This is a genomic window from Novosphingobium sp. NPDC080210 (assembly GCF_050281025.1).
Classification (GTDB): Bacteria; Pseudomonadota; Alphaproteobacteria; order Sphingomonadales; family Sphingomonadaceae; genus Novosphingobium.
Genome location: NZ_JBNNWL010000001.1, coordinates 1,169,720 through 1,189,072, shown reverse-complemented (window position 1 = coordinate 1,189,072; position 19,353 = coordinate 1,169,720). Strand labels below are relative to the sequence as shown.

General features: G+C 62.0%; 15 protein-coding genes. 12 read left to right on the top strand and 3 right to left on the bottom strand.

Annotated elements, in window-relative coordinates:
* Positions 1-104 precede the first annotated feature (104 nt).
* The 8 genes from ACQKOE_RS05650 to ACQKOE_RS05615 all read left to right on the top strand — a co-directional run bounded on the left by ACQKOE_RS05650 (position 105) and on the right by ACQKOE_RS05615 (position 11,453).
* On the top strand, positions 105-752 hold the full coding sequence (locus tag ACQKOE_RS05650) for a TetR/AcrR family transcriptional regulator (protein ID WP_427511918.1): 648 nt from the start codon (positions 105-107) through the stop codon (positions 750-752).
* A 115-nt stretch (positions 753-867) separates the two neighbouring features.
* Positions 868-3,252, top strand: coding sequence for a TonB-dependent receptor (locus ACQKOE_RS05645; protein WP_427511917.1), 2,385 nt, complete (start codon positions 868-870; stop codon positions 3,250-3,252).
* A gap of 93 nt (positions 3,253-3,345) precedes the next feature.
* Positions 3,346-4,242, top strand: a complete 897-nt coding sequence (locus ACQKOE_RS05640) for an MBL fold metallo-hydrolase (protein ID WP_427511916.1) — start codon at positions 3,346-3,348, stop codon at positions 4,240-4,242.
* A gap of 18 nt (positions 4,243-4,260) precedes the next feature.
* Entirely contained in the window at positions 4,261-5,817 is a 1,557-nt protein-coding gene (locus ACQKOE_RS05635; RefSeq protein WP_427511915.1) for a class I adenylate-forming enzyme family protein, read from the top strand.
* 11 nt (positions 5,818-5,828) lie between these two features.
* Positions 5,829-7,067 carry a thiolase family protein gene (locus ACQKOE_RS05630; RefSeq protein ID WP_427511914.1) on the top strand — a complete coding sequence of 413 codons (1,239 nt, stop codon included), beginning with the start codon at positions 5,829-5,831 and terminating at the stop codon, positions 7,065-7,067.
* 14 nt (positions 7,068-7,081) lie between these two features.
* Complete coding sequence (locus ACQKOE_RS05625) at positions 7,082-7,882, top strand: cyclase family protein (RefSeq protein ID WP_427511913.1); 801 nt, start codon at positions 7,082-7,084, stop codon at positions 7,880-7,882.
* Positions 7,837-8,742 (top strand): SMP-30/gluconolactonase/LRE family protein, encoded by a 906-nt coding sequence (locus ACQKOE_RS05620; protein ID WP_427511912.1) that lies wholly within the window; start codon positions 7,837-7,839, stop codon positions 8,740-8,742. Before ACQKOE_RS05625 ends, ACQKOE_RS05620 begins: the two co-directional genes overlap by 46 nt.
* Before the next feature lie 419 nt (positions 8,743-9,161).
* A complete protein-coding gene (locus ACQKOE_RS05615; protein ID WP_427511911.1) occupies positions 9,162-11,453 on the top strand; it encodes a TonB-dependent receptor in 2,292 nt (763 codons plus the stop codon).
* 28 nt (positions 11,454-11,481) lie between these two features.
* Here the strand turns inward: ACQKOE_RS05615 and ACQKOE_RS05610 are convergent, their stop codons facing one another.
* A complete protein-coding gene (locus ACQKOE_RS05610; protein ID WP_427511910.1) occupies positions 11,482-12,093 on the bottom strand; it encodes a TetR/AcrR family transcriptional regulator in 612 nt (203 codons plus the stop codon).
* A gap of 138 nt (positions 12,094-12,231) precedes the next feature.
* Here ACQKOE_RS05610 and ACQKOE_RS05605 point away from each other — a divergent pair, with 138 nt between their 5' ends.
* The 3 genes from ACQKOE_RS05605 to ACQKOE_RS05595 all read left to right on the top strand — a co-directional run bounded on the left by ACQKOE_RS05605 (position 12,232) and on the right by ACQKOE_RS05595 (position 15,131).
* Positions 12,232-13,062, top strand: a complete 831-nt coding sequence (locus ACQKOE_RS05605; protein ID WP_427511909.1) for a TauD/TfdA dioxygenase family protein — start codon at positions 12,232-12,234, stop codon at positions 13,060-13,062.
* 61 nt (positions 13,063-13,123) lie between these two features.
* Positions 13,124-14,410 carry an MFS transporter gene (locus ACQKOE_RS05600; protein WP_427511908.1) on the top strand — a complete coding sequence of 429 codons (1,287 nt, stop codon included), beginning with the start codon at positions 13,124-13,126 and terminating at the stop codon, positions 14,408-14,410.
* Positions 14,411-14,420: 10 nt separating this feature from the next.
* Positions 14,421-15,131 (top strand): SDR family NAD(P)-dependent oxidoreductase, encoded by a 711-nt coding sequence (locus ACQKOE_RS05595; RefSeq protein WP_427511907.1) that lies wholly within the window; start codon positions 14,421-14,423, stop codon positions 15,129-15,131.
* A gap of 72 nt (positions 15,132-15,203) precedes the next feature.
* Here ACQKOE_RS05595 and ACQKOE_RS05590 read toward each other — a convergent pair whose 3' ends face one another.
* Positions 15,204-17,207 carry an acyltransferase family protein gene (locus tag ACQKOE_RS05590; protein WP_427511906.1) on the bottom strand — a complete coding sequence of 668 codons (2,004 nt, stop codon included), beginning with the start codon at positions 17,205-17,207 and terminating at the stop codon, positions 15,204-15,206.
* Between the two features lie 228 nt (positions 17,208-17,435).
* Between ACQKOE_RS05590 and ACQKOE_RS05585 the strand changes: the two genes are divergently transcribed.
* On the top strand, positions 17,436-18,335 hold the full coding sequence (locus tag ACQKOE_RS05585; RefSeq protein WP_427511905.1) for an ROK family protein: 900 nt from the start codon (positions 17,436-17,438) through the stop codon (positions 18,333-18,335).
* Here ACQKOE_RS05585 and ACQKOE_RS05580 read toward each other — a convergent pair.
* Positions 18,309-19,331 carry a LacI family DNA-binding transcriptional regulator gene (locus ACQKOE_RS05580; protein ID WP_427511904.1) on the bottom strand — a complete coding sequence of 341 codons (1,023 nt, stop codon included), beginning with the start codon at positions 19,329-19,331 and terminating at the stop codon, positions 18,309-18,311. The two genes, ACQKOE_RS05585 and ACQKOE_RS05580, sit on opposite strands and share 27 nt — an antisense overlap.
* Positions 19,332-19,353 lie beyond the last annotated feature (22 nt).

Genomic DNA, 19,353 nt, shown 5'->3' with positions numbered 1-19,353 from the left:
CGCTAACAGATGGAGGATTTTTCGCTCATCTGACTCGACACTCAACTGAGTGTTCACTCAAATAATCACTTGATCAGTTTTTACGCCTGTGCGATACGGCTTGAATGGGAAAAGCGAAAGAACGCGAATCCGAGGATATTGCTCCGCGTCAGAAGCGGGTGCGCGGCGTGTCGAAGAATTCGGCAGAGGCGCGGCGCAAGATTCTTGATTCGGCTACGGCCATTTTCGGTCGGCAAGGTTTTGCGCGCACCTCGACAGAGCAGGTTGCCGAGGAAGCTGGTTACGGCCAAGCCACGGTGTTCTTCCATTTCAAGACGAAGGCTGGCTTGCTTGAAGCCTGCCTTGAAGATGCCTTGGCCCGTGCCAAAACGCAGCTTGTTCCTGCTGCGGGTTCGGGTGCGCTTGATTTAATTCATCGACTGGACCGCGCATTTGATAATTCGCCAACGGCGGACCTGTTTGCGCGCATGTTCGTGGAGTTCGGAGAAAATTCCACCATCCATCCACTTTACGCCGACTTCCACGAGCATCTGCGACAGTTGATTGCGGCTGAACTGGCCCGCGAGACCGGCGTGGAAGGGCAGAGGGTTTATCTCGCTGCGGCGGCTATTTTGTCGATGATGGTCGGCATTCACGCGGAGCAGCGGCTGGAAACCAAGCGTATTGATCGCAGCCAGTTCAGGGACATGCTGCTTGGCATGACCCGGTTGGTAATGGCCGATTTGACCAAGCCCGACGAGGCCGAGCCGTGAGCTAACTAACTAGCCTCAATCCAAAAACTGAATTTCAAAAACTCGCCGCTTCGGCGGGAACGGGGAGGTATTGTCTATGAAACACGTCAAAACTGGGCTTGCCTATGCGAGCGGAATGGCACTCGCGACGGCTTTGCTGGCAACGCCCGTAATCGCGCAAGATGCGTCCGCTGGAGACGGCGGGATCGAGGAAATCATCGTTACCGCGCAGCGGCGTGAACAATCGTTGCAGGATGTCCCAATGGCAATCTCGGCTGTGTCGGGTGAAACCCTGCGCGAGGCTGGCGCCACTGGTATCGACGGACTTGCAGCCATGGTTCCCTCGCTGGCGACCGTCTCGAACAACCAGCCGCTAGCGCAAAGCTATCGCATCCGCGGGCTTGGGACCGATCCCAACATCCCGACCTTCGAACCGAGCGTCGCTCTGTTTATCGATGGCGTTTACATGCCGCGCACCGGGCTTGGGGTTGAGGACCTGGTCGACATCGCCCGCATCGAAGTGCTCAAGGGCCCGCAATCGACGCTCTATGGCAAGAATGCCACGGCAGGCGTGATCAGCGTCGTCTCGGCGCGTCCGGCCAGTGAATTCGGCGGCAGCATCGAAGCGTCGCTGTCGAACATCGAGGGTGGCCGCAATGCCACGGCCATGCGCTTTGCGGGCTCGCTGACTGGCCCGATCGGTGACAAGGTTCGCGTCCGCTTGACCGGTGTCTATTATGATGCGGGAGCAACCTTCCGCAATCTGACACCGAATGCCGAGCAGGCCAATGAAATGCAGCGCTATGCGCTGCGCGGTCAGGTTGAGTTCGATCTGGGCGAAGCCGTCACCATCAACATTACCGCAGCCCGCAGCGAAGTCCTGGATAGCAACGGCACCAATCCCGACTGGTATCGCGGTACCATCGCCGAGCCCAGCTATCTGCTCGACAACAATGCGGCGCTGAACACGCTGTATGGCGTGACAGCCTGCCCGGACAACAATCCGTCCAACCGGATCATCTGCACCACCGACCCGAACCGTTCGAACAGCACGTCGGACATGGTGTCGGGTACGCTGACGGCAGATCTGGGTGCAGCCACGCTGACATCGATCACTGGCTGGTCGCAGTACAAGAGCAGCCTGCTGGCCACCGACATCGATCAGGTTTCGCTGCCGCTCTTCACGTTCCGCGATACGCAGGAAGGGGAATCCTTCTCGCAAGAAATGCGCCTGGTTTCGCCGTCCGGCGGAGCTTTCGAGTGGCTGGTCGGCGGCTACTACCTCGACACCAGCTTCGAACGCGGTGATCGCGGCAAGACGCCGATGTTCGAAGTTCAGGCCGCCGCCTCGCGGTTCTCCATCCCCGGCGCCCCATCGCCGCTGATCGTTTATGGTCAGAACGGCGACAAGGGTTACCTCGATTCCCGTTCCAGCTCGAAGTACTTTGCCCTGTTCGGGCAGGCGACCTATCGCTTCAGCGACCTCTTTGCGCTGACCGGCGGGCTGCGTTGGCAGACCGAAACCAAGAAGGCTTCGATCAACAATAGCGCTACCTTTACGCCCAATCCCGGCCTGCCTGCAGGGCATCCGTTGGCTGGCCTCAACTTCCTGACCGCCGTCCTGGTTCCGTCTGCGACTTTCCCCGCAGGCGTGAAGATCAACGGGGCGCTGCCCGATGTGAAGGATGACAATGTCACCTGGAACGTCACGGCCAATGTCACCCCGAATGACGATACCTTGCTCTATGCCAGCTATGCGCGGGGTACCAAATCTGGCGGCCATAACATCGGCTTCGGCAATGCCGTACCGGCGCAACGCGGTTTCGGCGCGGAAAAGGTCGATAACTGGGAACTGGGTGGCAAATTTGACCTGGCCGACCGCAAGGCGCGGATTGCTCTCAGCCTGTTCCGGTCCGACTATACCAATTACCAGAACGCAGGTTTTGTAGGCCTGCAGTATCTGGTGAACAACGCTGACAAGGTGCGGGTCACGGGGGCTGAAGCCGAAGGCACCTTCCGTCTGGGATCGGGCCTGACCATAAACCTTGGCGCGGCCTATATCGACGCCAAGTTCCGCCAATATACTGGCGGAGCCTGCTGGTTCGGGCGCGCACCAGATGCCAATCCGACCCCCACTGGAGCTTTCACCAGCTGCGATCTGTCAGGCCAGCAGCTGCCGCTTGCTCCGAAATGGCGCATGACCACGGCACTGCAATACGAGCGTTCGGTTTCGTTCGGCGAGCTTTATGCCCGCACCGATCTGAACTGGCAGGGTAAGGCCAATACGAACAGCGCCAGCCTTGATCCGCGCAATCTGCAGGGTGCCTATGCCCTGCTCAACGCGCGGCTCGGTCTGCGCCTTGAAAACGGACTGGACCTCTCGGTCTGGGCGACCAACCTGACCAACAAGACCGTGGTCAACCAGTCGGGCGTGCTGAGCTTCTTTGGCACTACCTCTGGTTATCAGAACTATCTGGGTGCGCCTCGCCAGATCGGCGTGACCGCACGGCTGGGGTTCTGATCGATGCGCGGCGAAGAGACAGCGCCGAAAAGCCGGTTCGCACGGACCGGTCTGGCATTTGCGCTCTTCGCCGCGCTGCTTGCTCCAGGAAGTGTGGGGGCGAGCACTCCTGAAGCCCGGATCGTCACGCTGGGGACCATGGCCGGACCAATGGCAAACCCGGAGCGCAGCCAGCCGGCCACACTTCTGCAATGGCCGGGCGGAATGATCCTGGTCGACGTCGGGGACGCTGCGGTTGAGCAAATGGCACGGGCCGGGATTGATCCTGTTCCCCTGAAAAGCGTGATCATCACGCACATCCATGCGGATCATATTGGCGGGCTCTTCGCCTTGCTTACCCGGCGTTACCAATTGATGGACCCGCCGATCACGATCTTTGGCCCGCCTGGAACCCGGGTCATGGTCAACGGCCTGGTTGCAGCGATGGAGCCTTTGAAGCTTACCAGCCCGGCGCTTCCCGGTGTGCCGCTGCGCAATCCGGGTGACGGTGTGAAAGTCGTGGAATTTTCTGATGGCGCCGATCTGACCATCGAAGGGGTCAGGGTTCGGACCATTGCCAATACCCATTATCTATCCGGCGCCAATGCGCCCGACCCGGCCCTGGCCCAGTCCTTGTCGCTGCGCTTTGACTTTCCGGGCCGTAGCATCGTCCTGACCGGAGACACTGGCCCCAGCGAGCGGCTGGTCCAACTGGCGCGCGGCGCTGACGTGCTGGTGTCCTCGATCCTCGATCTGGACGCGGCCGTTGCCACTATCCGGGCCAGCCGTCCGAACGCTCCGCCCGCCTTTTTCGAAACGGCGCGTGCCCATTTTGCCCAGCATCACCTGAGCTCAGAGGCCGCCGGCAGTCTGGCGCAGGCCGCAGGCGTAGGACGGGTTGTGTTTACCCACATCGGCATCACCCCTGCGCGGATGCAGGCGGCGCGATCGGAACTGGCCCGGAAATGGCGCGGTCCGGTCGTTTTCGCCCATGATCTCGGCGCTTACTGAACAGAAGGAAACATAGCGATGGCCATCATTGATTTCTTCGACCGCGGCTGGGATCTGAACGGCCAAGCCATCGCCTATATCCAGGATGATCGCACGTTCACTTTCGATGAAGTGGGCGAACTGTCCTGCCGGATCGCCAATACCTTGCTGGCATTGGGCCTACCCAAGGACACCAAGGGCGCAGTCTGGTCAGGCAACGACGTCATGGCTTGGACCTGCACGCTGGGCCTGTGGCGGGCGAACATGACCTGGATTCCGGTCAATCCGCGCAATGCCACGGAAGACAACCGCTACCTCCTCGATGCCTTTGACTGCGAGGTGCTGTTCTACCAGCACGCCTTCAGCGACACCATTGCCGCGCTTCGCCCCGCCTTGCCCAAGATCAAGCACTGGATCTGCATCGATGCGGACTTGCCGGATGCACCCAGCCTTGATCAATGGTGCTCAGCGCAGCCCGTCACCAAGCCGCCGCTTGTGGCCGGGCTGGACGATGTGTTCATCATCATGCCCACTGGCGGCACGACTGGTGCGCCCAAGGGTGTCATGAATACCCACCGGGCGGCGCAGACGACTTTCGTCCATTTCATGCTGAACTGCACTTATCGTGATGGCACGCTGCCGGTGAACCTTACGGCTGCGCCGATGACCCATACTGCCGGGCTTCTGTCCCTACCGTGCACGGCGCAGGGTGGAACCGTGGTGGTGCTGGCCAAGCCCGACCCGATGCTTTTGGTCCAGGCAATTGGCAAGCACCGGGTGACGGAATTCTTCCTGCCTCCAACGGTGATCTATGCCCTGCTGGAAGCGCCGGGGATCGAGAAGGTCGACTTTTCCAGCGTCCGCTACCTGCTCTACGGGGCCGCGCCGATGTCGGTCGAAAAGCTGAAGAAGGCAATCGCCCTGTGGGGGCCGGTGCTGACCGAATCCTATGGCCAGAGCGAGGCAATGGGGTCGATCGCAACACTGCGCGCCGACGAGCATATGGTGAACGGGCAAATGGCCAGCGACGAACAGCTGGCTTCCGTGGGCCGTCCCAATCCGCTGGTCCGGGTCGAGATCATGGACGATCAGAACCGCATCCTGCCGCGCGGTGAAACCGGAGAAATCTGCGTGCGCGGCGATCTGATCATGAAGGGCTATTACAAGGCGCCCGACAAGACCGCCGAAACGATCATCGACGGCTGGCTGCACACCGGCGACATCGGCCACATTGATGCCAGCGGCTACCTCCACCTGACCGACCGCAAGAAGGACATGATCATCACCGGCGGTTTCAACGTTTACCCGGCCACGGTTGAGCAGGTGATCTGGGGCCATCCGGCCGTCCAGGATTGCGCCGTGATCGGCGTGCCCGATCCCAAATGGGGCGAAGCGGTGAAGGCCGTGGTCGAACTGGTGCCGGGGCAAAGCGTCAGCGCAGAGGAAATCATTGCACTGTGCAAGGACCAGCTGGGCAGTGTGATGGCGCCCAAGAGCGTCGATTTCGTACCCGCATTGCCCCGCAGCCCGGTGGGCAAGGTGCTCAAGAAAGACCTGCGCGCTGCCTATTGGCAGGGTCACGACAAGAAAATCTGAAGGGACAGGACATGACCGATATCTACATCGCCGGAATTGCCATGACGGTTTTTGGCCGTCACTTCGAACGCAGCCTTGAAGACCTTGCGCGTGAAGCCGTTGACGGTGCACTCAAGGATGCCGGCGCTCGCCGGGAAGACCTTGGCACGGCATTCTACGCCGGGATCACCAATGGTCCGCTGCAAGGCCAATTTGCCATTCCGGGCCAGGTCGTGCTGGGCAAGCTGGGGATCGAAGGGATCCCGGTCTACAATATCGACAATGGCTGCGCGGCGGGATCGTCTGCCTTCGCTCTTGCCGTGCAAAGTCTGAAAGCGGGCGTTACCGATGTTGCGCTGGCGCTCGGCGCCGAAAAGATGAACGTCGAGGACAAGCTTTCCGTTCTCAAACTGATGGAAGCCGGATGGGACGTTAGCCGGGTTGAGGAAAACTATGCCCGCTTGGTCAAGCTGGGCGAAGGAATTGAACCGCCAGCCGGTTCGGAATCCGACAAACCCTATTCCAAGTTCATGTCGATCTATGCCGCCCTGTGCCGCAATCACATGAAGAAGTGGGGCACTACGCAGCGCCAGATCGCCGCGGTTTCGGCCAAGAACCACCAACACTCGGTGCACAATCCGTGGTCGCAGTTCCGCAAGCCGTTCACGATTGACGAAGTGCTGGCCTCTCCGCCGATCACCTATCCGCTGACCCTGCCGATGTGCGCCCCGGTAACCGATGGCGCGGCCGCAGCGATCATCTGCACCGAAGAGGGGCTGAAGCGCATCGGGGCTGATCGCAGCCGCTGCATCAAGGTCGCGGCCAGCGTGGTACGCTCGGCAACCAGCCGCAGCATTGACCAGCAAGATCTCAATCTGGCGCGCCTCGCTGCAAATCAGGCGTACGAAATTGCCGGTCTTGGCCCCAGCGACATGCACGTTGCCGAAGTTCACGATGCCGCCGCCATGGGCGAAATCATCCAGGTCGAAAACCTCGGTTTCGTCGAAATGGGCGAAGGCGGACCTGCGGCGGAGCGCGGCGATTTCACCATCGGCGGACGTCTGCCGGTCAACCCGTCAGGTGGGCTTGAGTCCAAGGGGCATCCTTTGGGTGCGACCGGCATCGGCCAGCTTTACGAACTCGTCACCCAACTGCGCGGCGAAGCTGGCGCACGCCAGGTTGAAGGCGCGCGCCATGCCATTCAGGAAAACGGTGGCGGCAATATCGGCGTCGAAGAAGCGGCCGTTGCCGTGCACATCCTCAGCAAGTGATCGGAACAGCAACCATGCGCCTTATCGACCTGACCGTTCTGCTCGATCCCGCCAACCGCGAGAAGCTGCCGCCCGCACTGCAACACGCCGCGGGCGTGGTGGCGCCGCGGATCGACTACAACAACCCGGCAGAACAGGCCGGCAAGGATGAATTCTGTGCCAGCCTGGGCTGCACCCATGGAGATCTGCCGGATGGCGAAGGCTGGGGCAGCGAGCACCTGAACGATTTCAATTCCCATTGCGGCACCCATGTCGACGCACCGCTGCATTCCGGCACGCAGTGCGAGGGTAAACCTGCCCGGACCATCGACCAGATCGACCTGAACGAACTTTATCGTCCCGGCATGGTGCTCGATCTGCGGCCCTGGGCCAAGGGCGGCGAATATATCACGCCTGACATGCTGGACCGCGCGATTGCGGCAGTCGGACGGCCGGTGCAACCCGGCGATGCGGTTCTGCTACGCACCGGGCAGGAAGCCTACACGATGGATGATCCGCAGTTTTACAACCAGCCGGGCATGTCGGCAGAATCGACTCTGCACCTCACCGCCATGGGCGCGACGATCCTGGGCACCGACGCTGTTGGCTGGGATCTGCCGTTCCGCCTGATGAATGCCAAGTGGCAGGAACAAGGTGACAAGGCGCTGCTATGGGACGGGCACAAGGCCATCACCAAGCGCGAAGCATTCATCGTCCAGCAGCTCTGCAACCTTGGCGCTTTGCCTCCCACCGGTTTCCATGTCGGCTTCTTTCCGATCAAGCTCGCCCGGTGCAGCGCCGCCCCGTCGCGGGTCGTTGCTTTCGTTCCCAATTGACGAGGATACAGGCCTTGCATCATCCCAGCACCTTGATCGACCTTGGCCACGGGCTGCGCTTTACCGAAAGCCCCCGTTGGCGCGGGGATCGGCTGTGGTTCATTGATATCCATGACAATGCGATCAAGTCGGTCAGCCTGGCCGGTGATCTGCGCACCGAGCTGACCCTGCCGTTCAAGCCTAACGGCCTAGGCTTCCTGCCCGATGGCTCTGCGGTGTTCAGCGATGCCCTGAGCCTCAAGATGAAGCGCTGGGATGGCAGCGAGCTGCACGACTTCGCGGACCTCTCAGGCACGAGCGTGTTTTGCCTGAGCGACGCGATCACCGACGCGCAAGGCCGCACCTGGGTGGGTGACATTGGGTACAACTTCTGGAACCCGGATGCGGCTCCTGCCGAAACATGTGTGATCTCGAGGATCGATCAGGACGGCACTGTCACCAAGGTGGCTGGAAACCTGCGCTTCCCCAACGGACTGGTGATTACGCCGGATGGCAAGACCCTGGTCGTTGCTGAAACCAACGGCTTCTGTCTGACCGCGTATGATATCGCCGCTGACGGGAGCCTGTCGAACTGCCGCGTTTGGGCCGAACTGCCGGAGGGTGTGCAACCCGATGGCATCTGCCTTGATCCAAGCGGTGCGATTTGGGTCTCGAACCCCGGCGAAACCGGTCCTAAAGTCCTGCTAGTCCGCGAGGGCGGGGAGGTGACTGCCTCGGTCGAATTGGATGTCCACGCCTATGCCGTGGCAGTCGGAGGACCCGAACTGCGCCACCTGTTCATTTGCACTTCTGGCAGCCACGATCCGGCTGAGATCGCCACCAACCCGACAGCGCGCATTTTAGTTTCTGAAGTCGCATAAGTGCGGCTTTTGGTATAAATTTCTGTAAATAAGCAGCTTTTCAAATTCTCACCCGAAATGGGCAGCCAGATGGTTGGGCTGTTCGGGCGATGTGTTTTGGTAACTTGAAGTTGCTACCAAGCGGAATTCGAACCAAAAATACGGCTCTTATAAATCAATATGCTATAAGCGGAGAGAGTTGGGTGCGGGTCCCTCTCTAACCGCCACGCTTTTCGGCACGACTTCCTGAGCTTGGAAATTGTGCCGCAGCCTCACTTGCAAGCCTGCCAATCCGTTCCGGTTTTTCACCGTTGCGTCTTGTGGTTACGCCGAATCCCGATAGTCACAGATATGCTTTGGCCAATCTGGACAAGTGCGCTTGGGCGGAGGTGAGTTTGAAGTTCTGGTGCTATTCCGCGTGCCTGCTGGCAGGTTCCTCAATGGTGTCGCCTGCACTTGCTCAAGACGCAACGAGACCTGACGAGGACGCCAGCAAGCCAGCCATAGTCGTCACCGCACCGGGTGACAGCTTTGACCTGGATGACGCGCTTGGCCTGGGCCGCGAGGACATGGTCCGGGCTGGATCGCCGGACTTGCTGGCCGCGCTCACTCGCAGCTTTGCGGGCGTGTCGTTGCAGGATGCGCAAAACAATCCGTGGCAGCCCAATCTGGTCTATCGTGGCTATGTCACTTCGCCTTTGCAGGGGCAGGCACAAGGGCTGGCGGTCTATGTCGATGGCGCGCGGTTCAACCAGCCGTTTGGCGATACGGTCAATTTCGATCTGATCCCTGATGCCGCGATCGAGGCGGTGACTCTGCGCGACGCCAGCCCGGTCTATGGCCTTAATGCGCTGGGCGGCGCGCTGGTGATCGAAACCGCGACGGGCCGCAGTGTGCAAGGGGGTGAGGGCGTAGCCAGCATCGGCTCCTACGGTGAGCGCGATTTCAGCTTCTCGGCAGGCGATGCCATCGGCGGCCTCAGCTATTTCGGTGCGGTCCAGTATCGCGAAGAGAACGGATGGCGTGATTTCAGCCCGTCCGATCTGCTCAATGGCTATGTCGATCTTGGTTATGACGGAGAGCGGGCCGGCGTGCATATCAAGTTCATCGGCGCGGATACCGACCTTACCGGCAATGGCGTCGCACCGGTCGAATTGCTTGTTGCGCGCCGGAAATCGGTCTTCACCTGGCCCGACAACACCCGCAACCGCTATGGCCGGCTGACTGTCCATCCGTGGTTCTCCATTGCCGATGGCCTGCGTTTCGAAGCCACGCTCTACCGGCAGCGGCGCAATGCGGCGACAGTCAACGGAGATGCCGCCGATATCGGAGAATGCGAGGAAGACGATCTTGAAGGGCTGCTTTGCCTCGAAACGGTTGGCGCTGATGACGAGGACGAACAGCAGGCGGTTCTGACCGATGGTGACGGCAATGCCGTTGCTGATGTCCTGGGTGGCGCCGATTATAGCGTATTCAATCGTGGCCATATCAGGACCAGATCCGAGGGCGTCCTGGCGCAGTTCGTCAGCGAGCAGGCCCTGGGCGAGCGAACAAACCGGCTCGCCGTGGGGTTCACCTACGATTCCAGTGAAAGTGATTTTGCCGCTTCGACCGAGCTCGGCGAACTGACCGAAGCACGCAGCGTGAAGGGGCTGGGGCTGTTCATCGACCAGCCCGACGGTGTGATCGCGCCGGTGGGGCTGGAAACCCGCACGCGGTTCTGGAGCGGTTTCCTTAGCGACACCTTGCCCCTTGGCGACCGGCTGATTGCGGAAATCGGCCTGCGCTACAACCATGCGCGGGTGCGCCTGATCGATCTGCTGGGGACCGCGCTGAATGGCGATCACAGTTTCAGCCGCATCAATCCCGGCATTGAGTTTGATTGGGCGGTATCGCCCGAACTGACATTGCGCGCCGGCTATGCCGAATCCAACCGCGTTCCTACACCGGCAGAATTGTCCTGCGCGGATGAGAATGCGCCGTGCAGCCTGACCAACTTCTTCATCGCCGACCCGCCGTTGGAGCAGGTGGTGGCCAAGAGTATGGAACTTGGCGCATCGGGTAATCACAAAAGCGGTGGATGGGCCATCGACTGGCTGCTGTCCGCCTATCGCACCACCAATGCCAATGACATTCAGTATGTCGCCTCTGACATTCGGGGGCGCGCGTTCTTCAGGAACATCGGACAGACGCGCAGGCAAGGTGCCGAAGCAACAGTGAAGGCGCGCAGGGGCGGCTTGCAGCTTGCAGCAAGCTATGCCTTCATCGATGCGACCTATCGTTCGGCGCTCACACTTGGCAGTCCCGCCAATCCGGAAGCGGATGATGACGGTCTGATCGAAGTGGCGCGCGGCAACCGCCTGCCTGGCCTTCCGCGCCACAGTGCAACGTTCAACGCCGATTATTCCGGTCATCTTGGCTCGCGCAGTTTCACCATCGGGGGCGACATAACCGCGCGTTCGAGCCAGTACCTCGTTGGCGACGAAGCCAATCGCAATGCCCAGGTTCCGGGCTATGTCCTGTTTAATCTGCGGGGGAGCATAGATCTGGTTCCGGGCCTGTCGCTGTTCGGCGAACTGCGCAATGTGTTCGATCGCCAATATGCCACCTTCGGCACGTTCAGCGAAGTTGACGAAATCGAGCTTGAAGAAGCGCCTGGTGCATCCAATCCCCGCGCCTATGGCCCCGGTTCGCCACGGCGATGGACTCTGGGTTTGCGGGCGCGGTTTTAGTGCCCGCTCACCCGAGCTGCGTTTGGCGCTAGCTCTCGATCAGAAGCTCGATTGACGCGAGCAGGGCGCTCCTTGCCTCGTCGCCGGGCAATGTGGGCCATGGCGGGCGCGATTTCCCGACCGTGATCCAGGTCCCGATGCTCAGGGTCAGGATCGCCAGAGCCCGGCCATGACGGGTCTTTTCGTCCAGTTCGGGCCGAATGGCGCCCAGCAAGGCGGCGTAGTGGCCCGCAATCCACTGGTACCACGAACTCTGGCGCGCCAGGAGATCGGGATTGTAAAGGTAATGGGCGAAGGATTGCAGCGCGACCCGGTCGCTCTCGCTCATCGCATAGCCCAGGTGCAGGGTGCATAGCTTCAACAGGCGCTGGCGCGGCTGGCTGCCCGGCTCCAGCAGGATCTGCTCAGCGGAGCGGTAAAATCCGCTGAAGACATGATCGAAGATCGCGTCGAACATGCTTTCGCGGGTCGGGAAATGATGGCGCAGCGCGCTCTGGGTAATTCCCACCTTTTTGGCGACCGCGTCCTGCGAGATCGCATCTATGCCCATTTCCTCGATCATGGCGCGGGCTTCGCTCATGATTCGCCGGCGCGTGCGCTCTCCCTTGGTTTCGCGCCCGGTCGTATCGGCCTTCGCCACGCTGTCCGCCTCCTTGCAATACCCTGTTGGACGCGGATTTCCTTGCCTTGCGCACTGCAACTTGTCACGCAGAATAAAACCACTTGTTAAGTGGTAAATTCTGCGTATCCTGTCTCAAAAGCAAAATTGGAGAGAGCGATGTCCCTTTCGGTGCAGAACATTACGCCGGTCATCGGTGCGGAAGTGTCCGGGGTCGATCTTGCGCAGATCGACGATGTGACGGCGGCTGCCTTGCGCCGCTTGCTGGCGGATCGCGGGGTCCTGGTCTTGCGCGACCAGCACCTGGATCACGAAGCCCACAAGCGTGCGGCAGCCTGTTTCGGCACCGGCCAGTTGCATTGCCACCCGCTGGCCGCGATTTCGGGAAGCGCCGATCCCGCCGTGCTGACGGTCAAGGCGACGGCCAAGTCGGCTTTCGTTGCGGGCGATGGCTGGCACACCGACGTATCGTGCGATCCCGCGCCGATCCGCGCTTCGCTGCTCTATATGCACGAGGTGCCGGAGAACGGCGGCGGCGATACCGTCTTTGCCAGCATGACCGAAGCCTATGCGCTGCTGTCAGCACCGATCCGCGACCTGATCGGAAACCTGCGCGCGGTTCATGACGGCGCCGTTCCCTGGCGCCAGGGCTATGGCAAGGAGCCGCCCGCCGGGACCGAGTACAACCGCACGTCCCACCCGCTGGTCATTGCCCATCCCGACAATGGCAAGCCGCTGCTCTGGGTCAACCGCGGCTTCACCACCCATATCGAAGGCATGAGCCGCCTGGAGAGCCGCCACCTGCTGGAAATGCTGTTCCACCACATTGAGGCAACGCCCCGCGTGCAGTGCCGCGTGCGCTGGGACAAGAACACCCTGGTGATCTGGGACAACATTGCCACCCAGCACCACGCGGTCTGGGACTATTTCCCACACACCCGCCATGCCGAACGCGTGTCGGTCGTGGGCGGAGAGCTGCAAGCAGCCTGACCGCTTTCCGGCCTGGGCGGGAAGCGGATTTGCGCCCAGGCTTCGTCATCAGGAGGTGTCCGTGACGGAATCCCGCCCCTGGCGCCGCTTCGGCCTGCTCGGCCTGTTCCTGCTGCTGCACATCCTGAATCAGGTGGACCGGAACCTGATCGCAAGCTTCGGACCGGAAATCGTTGCCGCGCTGGGTCTGTCCAGAACGCAGTTCAGCATCGTCAGCGGCCTGGCCTTCACGGTGCCCTATGCGCTGACCGCACTGGCCGCAGGGGTGCTGGCGGATCGCTATGGCCGGACGCGGATCATGGCTGCCGGTCTGGTGACCTGGAGCGCGTTTACCGCCTTTTCCGGCATGGCGCGTTCCTTCTTCACCCTTGCGGCAGTCCGGCCATTCGTCGCGACTGGCGAGGCGACGCTGGTGCCCACCGCCACGGCACTCCTGTCCGAAAAGTTTCCGGTCGAGCGCCGCGCGACGGCAATCGGCCTGTTCTTCATGGGCCTGCCCTTGGGCGTCGGGGCCAGCTTTTTCATCGCGGGGCAACTGGGACCCCTGCTCGGTTGGCGCAATGTCTTCATCCTGCTCGGACTGATCGGCGTGTTGCTCTCGGTCGTGGTCTTGCGGCTGCGCGACGGAGGCGCCCCCCCGTCAGCGGAAGAGTCTGCTCAGCCCCGATCGGGCCGGACGATCCTGGCTGATCTGGCGCGGGAGCTGCGCCAGAACAGCGATTTCCGGCTTAGCCTAGCCGGTTCGGTCCTCATGCACGTCTACCTGGCGGGAAGCCCGTTCGTGAAGATCTGGCTGGTCGAGGAGCGCGGCTACCGGGGCGACGAGATCGCCTCTACCTATGGCCTTGCGGTAATCCTGTTCGGGCTGCTGGGCGCTGCTTTCGGAGGCGCGGCGTCCGACTGGTACGCGCGGCGCTTTGCTGGCGGGCGGGCGATGTTCCTGGCGCTTTTCGTCACGCTGCTCGCCCCGCTGATTGTCGCCTTCCGCTTTGCCGAACCGGGAACCTTCCTGTTCTATGCGGGCATGGGTGCCGGAATTCTGTTCTTCTCATCCTTCTACGGCCCGGCCTTTGCGGTCCTGCAATCGGTTACTCCGGCGCGATTGCATGCATCTGCAACCGGGCTTTCCATGCTGCTGGTCAACGTCCTGGCGCTGGGCCTGGGAGGACTGGCCATCGGGATGGCGAGCGATGCTCTGGCAGCGCGGGGCAGCCACTTTGCCTTGACCGGTCCGCTCTTCGCCGGGGATCTGGTGGCGCTGCTCACCATCCCCTGCTTCGCCGTGATCGGCTGGCGCGCCCGGGCAGGCCATTCGCAAACAACCGGGGCGCATGGCGCGCCTGCGTAAGGGGACGAAGATGAATCAGAGCTGCGGAACCGCAATCGTCGTGGGCGCATCGTCCGGGATCGGCAAGGCGATTGCCGAGCAACTCGCCGCTGCCGGATGGAAGCTCGGGTTGACGTCGAGAAAGCTGGAGAACCTGGCGGAAACCTGCGCGAGGCTTGGGGATCGAGCCTTGGCAAAGGCCATTGACCTTGATGACCCGGACGCCGCGCGGGCGGGGCTGCGAGCCCTGGCCGACGAACTGGGCGGGGTGGACCTGTGGGTGCTCAATGCCGGAACCGGCATCCTCAACCGCGATTTTGCCTGGGAGCCGGAACGCCAGACGATTGCCACCAATGTCATGGGCTTCGCGGCCATGACCGACGTCGCCGTGCACCATTGCATCGCGCGGGGCGAGGGGCGGATCGTCGGCATTTCATCGGTGGCCAAGAAGCGCGGCCATCCCTTTACCGCCAGCTACAGCGGGTCAAAGGCTTTCGTGTCGCTCTACCTTGACGGCGTGCGGCAATACCTGCGGCGCAAGGCGCCCCGGGTAAGCCTCACCGAAGTCGCGCCCGGCTACATCGATACGCCGCTGCAACAATTCGACGAGGCCTTCTGGGTCGTCGATGCGGATACCGCAGCCAGACAGATCATCGCCGCAGCCCTGGCGCGGCGCAAGCACGCCTACGTCCCCCGCCGCTGGGCCCTGATAGCCGCGCTGCTGTCGATCTTGCCGCGTTAGGGGAGGGAAATGACCGCGCATGACGGGCTGCGCACGACTCCAGGCTGGAGTCCGGCGCCCAGCAGGTCGCGTTCAATTGCCGGGGCCGGTCTTTGCGGGCTGCTGGCTCTCTGAGCGGGCGAAGGCAAGCTTCAGGGCCGGTCCCGCTACATTCAATGCACCATGGTAGGAGAGGTGATTCTCATCGCGATAGATGGGGACTCCATTCCGCTCGGTCAGGCACAAAGTCTTAGCGCAGAAGCGGTCCCAGATGGGCAGGAACCGCGTTCCAGGATGCTCAAAAGCGACCTTGGCGAGCAGCGAGTCCGCTTCGGATAATCGCTTCGTCACAGCCCCGCGACTAATTCCCATGCCGATCTGTCTGCCCATCTGGCGGGCGTTGGCAATTGCGTGAGGGACGTCGAATTCCGCCTCGGGCACTGAACCGATGATGATGACTGCACGACCCAATTTGTGCAGACGGTCGACGGTTCGGTTAAGCGATCTGACGAATACCCGCGTGTTCTCCTCGGGGGACGGTTGTGTCGTTTCGCGATCGACGAGCCAAGTGCGGCTTGTTCCCCCGCTTTCCGGCCTTGTGCCCGTAACCTGATAAGGCCAGCGCCCCGCCAGAATGATGGTCCTAAGGTCGCGGTTGCTCTCGATTTCCTGCCATATCCTGTTCTTGAAATCAGTGCATTCAGCGTGATCGGCGAGGTTGATGATTTCTGCGCCGTCGAGCAGCGGACAGGAGGGTTTCCAGAACAAGGTGCCAGCTGCCGGACCCATGATGCCGGATGCTTCCACCGCGGGACGTATCGCCGCAGCATGGCTGTCTCCGACGATAGCGTAGGTTATCTTGCTTCCTGGCGGGCCGAACTTGCAGGCAGCCGTGCGGGTGCCGTCCTCGCATGGGTCGCGCAGCGGATCGATGTCGTTGGCTGCGGCCAGTGCAAGGCGGGCCGGCTGGTCCAGCCGGTCGGGGAAACCCATGGCGATGATCGACACGGCGCTGACCGCAAGCGCTGCCGCAGATCCTCCGCCCAGGATCTGGATCATGCGTGGCCAGGGCATGGTCGAGCGGCTTCGGAAGGGCTGCTCGACATAGCGCCACGACAGCCAGCTTACGAAGAAGATCACCGGCAGGGCTGCGGCTGCCCAGGCAGGATCGAGATGAGCGCGCGCCGTGTAAACCTTGAGGCCAGCCAGTATCGGCCAATGCCACAGGTACAGGGAATAGGATAGCAAGCCCACGAACACGACCGGACGGGCAGACAGGACATTCCTTGCCAGCCACGAGCGTCCGCTGGCGTGGATGATCAGCGCAGTGCCCAGGCACGGGAACAGCGCAACCCAGCCCGGGAAAGGCATTTCGTTGTTTGCCCAGAGCAAGGCGACAATGATCGCGGTAAGGCCAGCCGCCGGAGCCAGTTCACGAAGCAGCTTCCCGCGCAGTTCCGGCACGACGCCAGCCGCGAGAATGGCCCCTAGTCCAAGCTCCCAGGCGCGGGATGGGAGGAGGTAGTAGGCAACCGAGGGCTTGTTGAAAGAGAGCCAAAGGCTGACTGCAAAGGCCAGCAAGGTTCCGGCCAGAAGGGTCCAGCGCACGTTCCAGCGCAGCCGTGTGACGACCAGCAGCAGTGGCGGGAACAGCAGATAGAATTGCTCTTCCACCGCGAGCGACCAGGTGTGCAGCAAGGGCATGAAATCGGCCCTGGTCGCGAAATAGCCCGTCTCGCTCCAGAAATAGATGTTCGAAACCGAAAGCAGGGCTGCAATGCCGGACTTGGCCGCACCCACTGCCTGGTCCGGCAAAGCGAAGAACTGAAACGCCGTGACCGTGGTCAGCAGCATGACCAGAAGAGCCGGGATGATGCGGCGCAGGCGGCGTTCATAAAACGCGGTAAATGTGAATTTGCCCTGGCCTACTTCGCGCAGGATTATCGCGGAAATCAGATAGCCGCTGATGACGAAGAAGATATCGACGCCGACGAAGCCTCCCGGCATCCACTGCGCCCCCGCGTGGAACAGAATGACAGGAACAACGGCAACTGCCCGCAGTCCGTCAATGTCCGGGCGGTATGCGATATTGCTCAAGCTGGTCCCCTGCTGGATCTGTGCCAAGGCCGCCGGAAAGGTGCTGAACGATGACTTGCCCCGTGCGCCAAGGATTGGCGCCTGCGTGCAACGCGCAGCGCTCTGTCCGGTTGCAGGGATCGGGAAAAATTCCCCCGGCCAAAGCGGACCGGCGCAGCCAATTCGTATGCAAAGGATTGCAAGGCCGGGTCCGCCGTGCAAACCCGCGCGGAGTGAGAGGTGAGTGTGATGGTTCAGCGGTTGATTGGCGCGATTGAGGCGGGGGGGACGAAGTTCGTCCTGGCAGTGGCGCGCGAAGACGGCACGATCCTGCGCGAAGCGCGGATTGCCACGCGCACGCCGGACGAGTGCTTTCCCGAAGTGGCGCAGTTCTTTCGCGAGGCGGCAGCCGCCCACGGGCCGCTTGCCAGCTTTGGCGTGGCGAGCTTCGGGCCGATCGATATCGACCCGGCCTCAAGCACCTATGGCACCTTCACTACAACCCCCAAGCCCGGCTGGGCCGGGGCGCGGTTCCACGACGTTCTGGGTGAGTTCGGCGCGCCCATCGCAGTCGATACTGACGTGAACGGTGCCGCGCTGGGCGAATGGCTGAAGGGGGCAGGGCAGGGCTGCACCACCCTGGCCTATACCACGGTCGGCACCGGCATCGGCACCGGCGTGGTGCACAAGGGCGCGCCGCTGATGGGCTTTTCGCATTATGAAAGCGGCCACATCCAGCCGCCGCGCGATGCAGCGGTCGATCCGTTTCTCGGAGCCTGCCCGTTCCATGGCGACTGTCTGGAAGGTCTGGCGGCTGGCCCCGCGATCGCGGCGCGATGGGGACAGAGCCTGTCGGAGCTGGGCAGTCCGCCCGAGAAGGTCGAATTGATCGCAGGCTATGTCGCGCATCTCGCCGCCAGCCTCGTCCTCTTGCACATGCCGGACCGCCTGATCTTTGGCGGCGGCGTGATGAAAGCGCCGGGCCTGCTGCAAGCGGTGCGCAGGCAGACCGAACGGAAGCTGGCGGGCTATGTCCGCGCGCCGCAACTCGATCCCGGGCTGGAGCAGTTCATCGTCGCGCCGGGCCTTGGCGATCATGCCGGAATTACCGGCGCGATTGAACTAGGCCGTATCGCGGCGGACCAATAGCGGATCCATCTGCACCGATTCCGTATCGGCACCCGCGATCCGTTCGAACAAGGCCTGGACCATGGCCCGGGCCCCGGCCGGGATGCTCTGGCTGATCGTGGTCAGGCGCGGAATGGTTTGTTCGGCCAGCGGAAGATCGTCAAAGCCGGTAACCGAAACCTGGTTCGGCACGCTCAGCCCGTGATCGGCCAAGGCGCGCACCGTGTGCATGGCGATCAGGTCAGAGGCAGCGGCGATTCCGTCAAATTCCGTGCCCAAGCGGCCGATATGGGCGGCGATTTCGTCTGCCATGACGTCCGAGGCGAGGTGCGCGCCCAGCTGCGCCGGCTCTGGCAGGCCCGCCGCCGCCGCCGCGTCGCGCAGGCCCAGGAAGCGTTCCGACATTTCGGGCGCAAGGGTGTCGCCCAGGAAGGCAAGGCGCTTGCGCCCCGCCTGGATCAGGCATTCGCCCGCCAGGCGACCGCCGGTGCGATTGTCGACGCCGACCGTGCAGTGGACCTGTCCCGGACGCAGGCTGCCCCACACCACCATGGGTTTGTACCAGGCCGCCACCCGCTCTATTGCCTCGAACTGGTCGGACTGGCCGATCAGCAAAACGCCATCCAGCATGCCCGAATCGACAATCCGCTCAAGCCAGTCATTCGCATCGGGAATGACGCGGCTGAGCATGATATCATAACCATTTTCAGTCAGTGCGTCGGCCAGGTGGCCCAGAATCGCCATGAAGAAAGGATCGGACAGGTGCTGTCGCCGCTCATGCCCCAATGGCACGACGATGCCGATTACCTTGGTCTGCTGGATGCGCAGGCGCTTGGCCATCTGGTTGGGGCGAAAACCATGCTCGCGCGCAAGTGCCTGGATCTTCTCCCGAGTCTGCTTGTTGACCAGGCTGGAATTGGCCAGGGCACGCGAAACGGTGCCCGCGGAAACACCGGCCAGCCGGGCAAGTTCAGCAATGTTGCGGATTCGGCCAGACGCCGGAACAAGTTCGTTCATTGTAGCGCAGAGCCTGTCATTT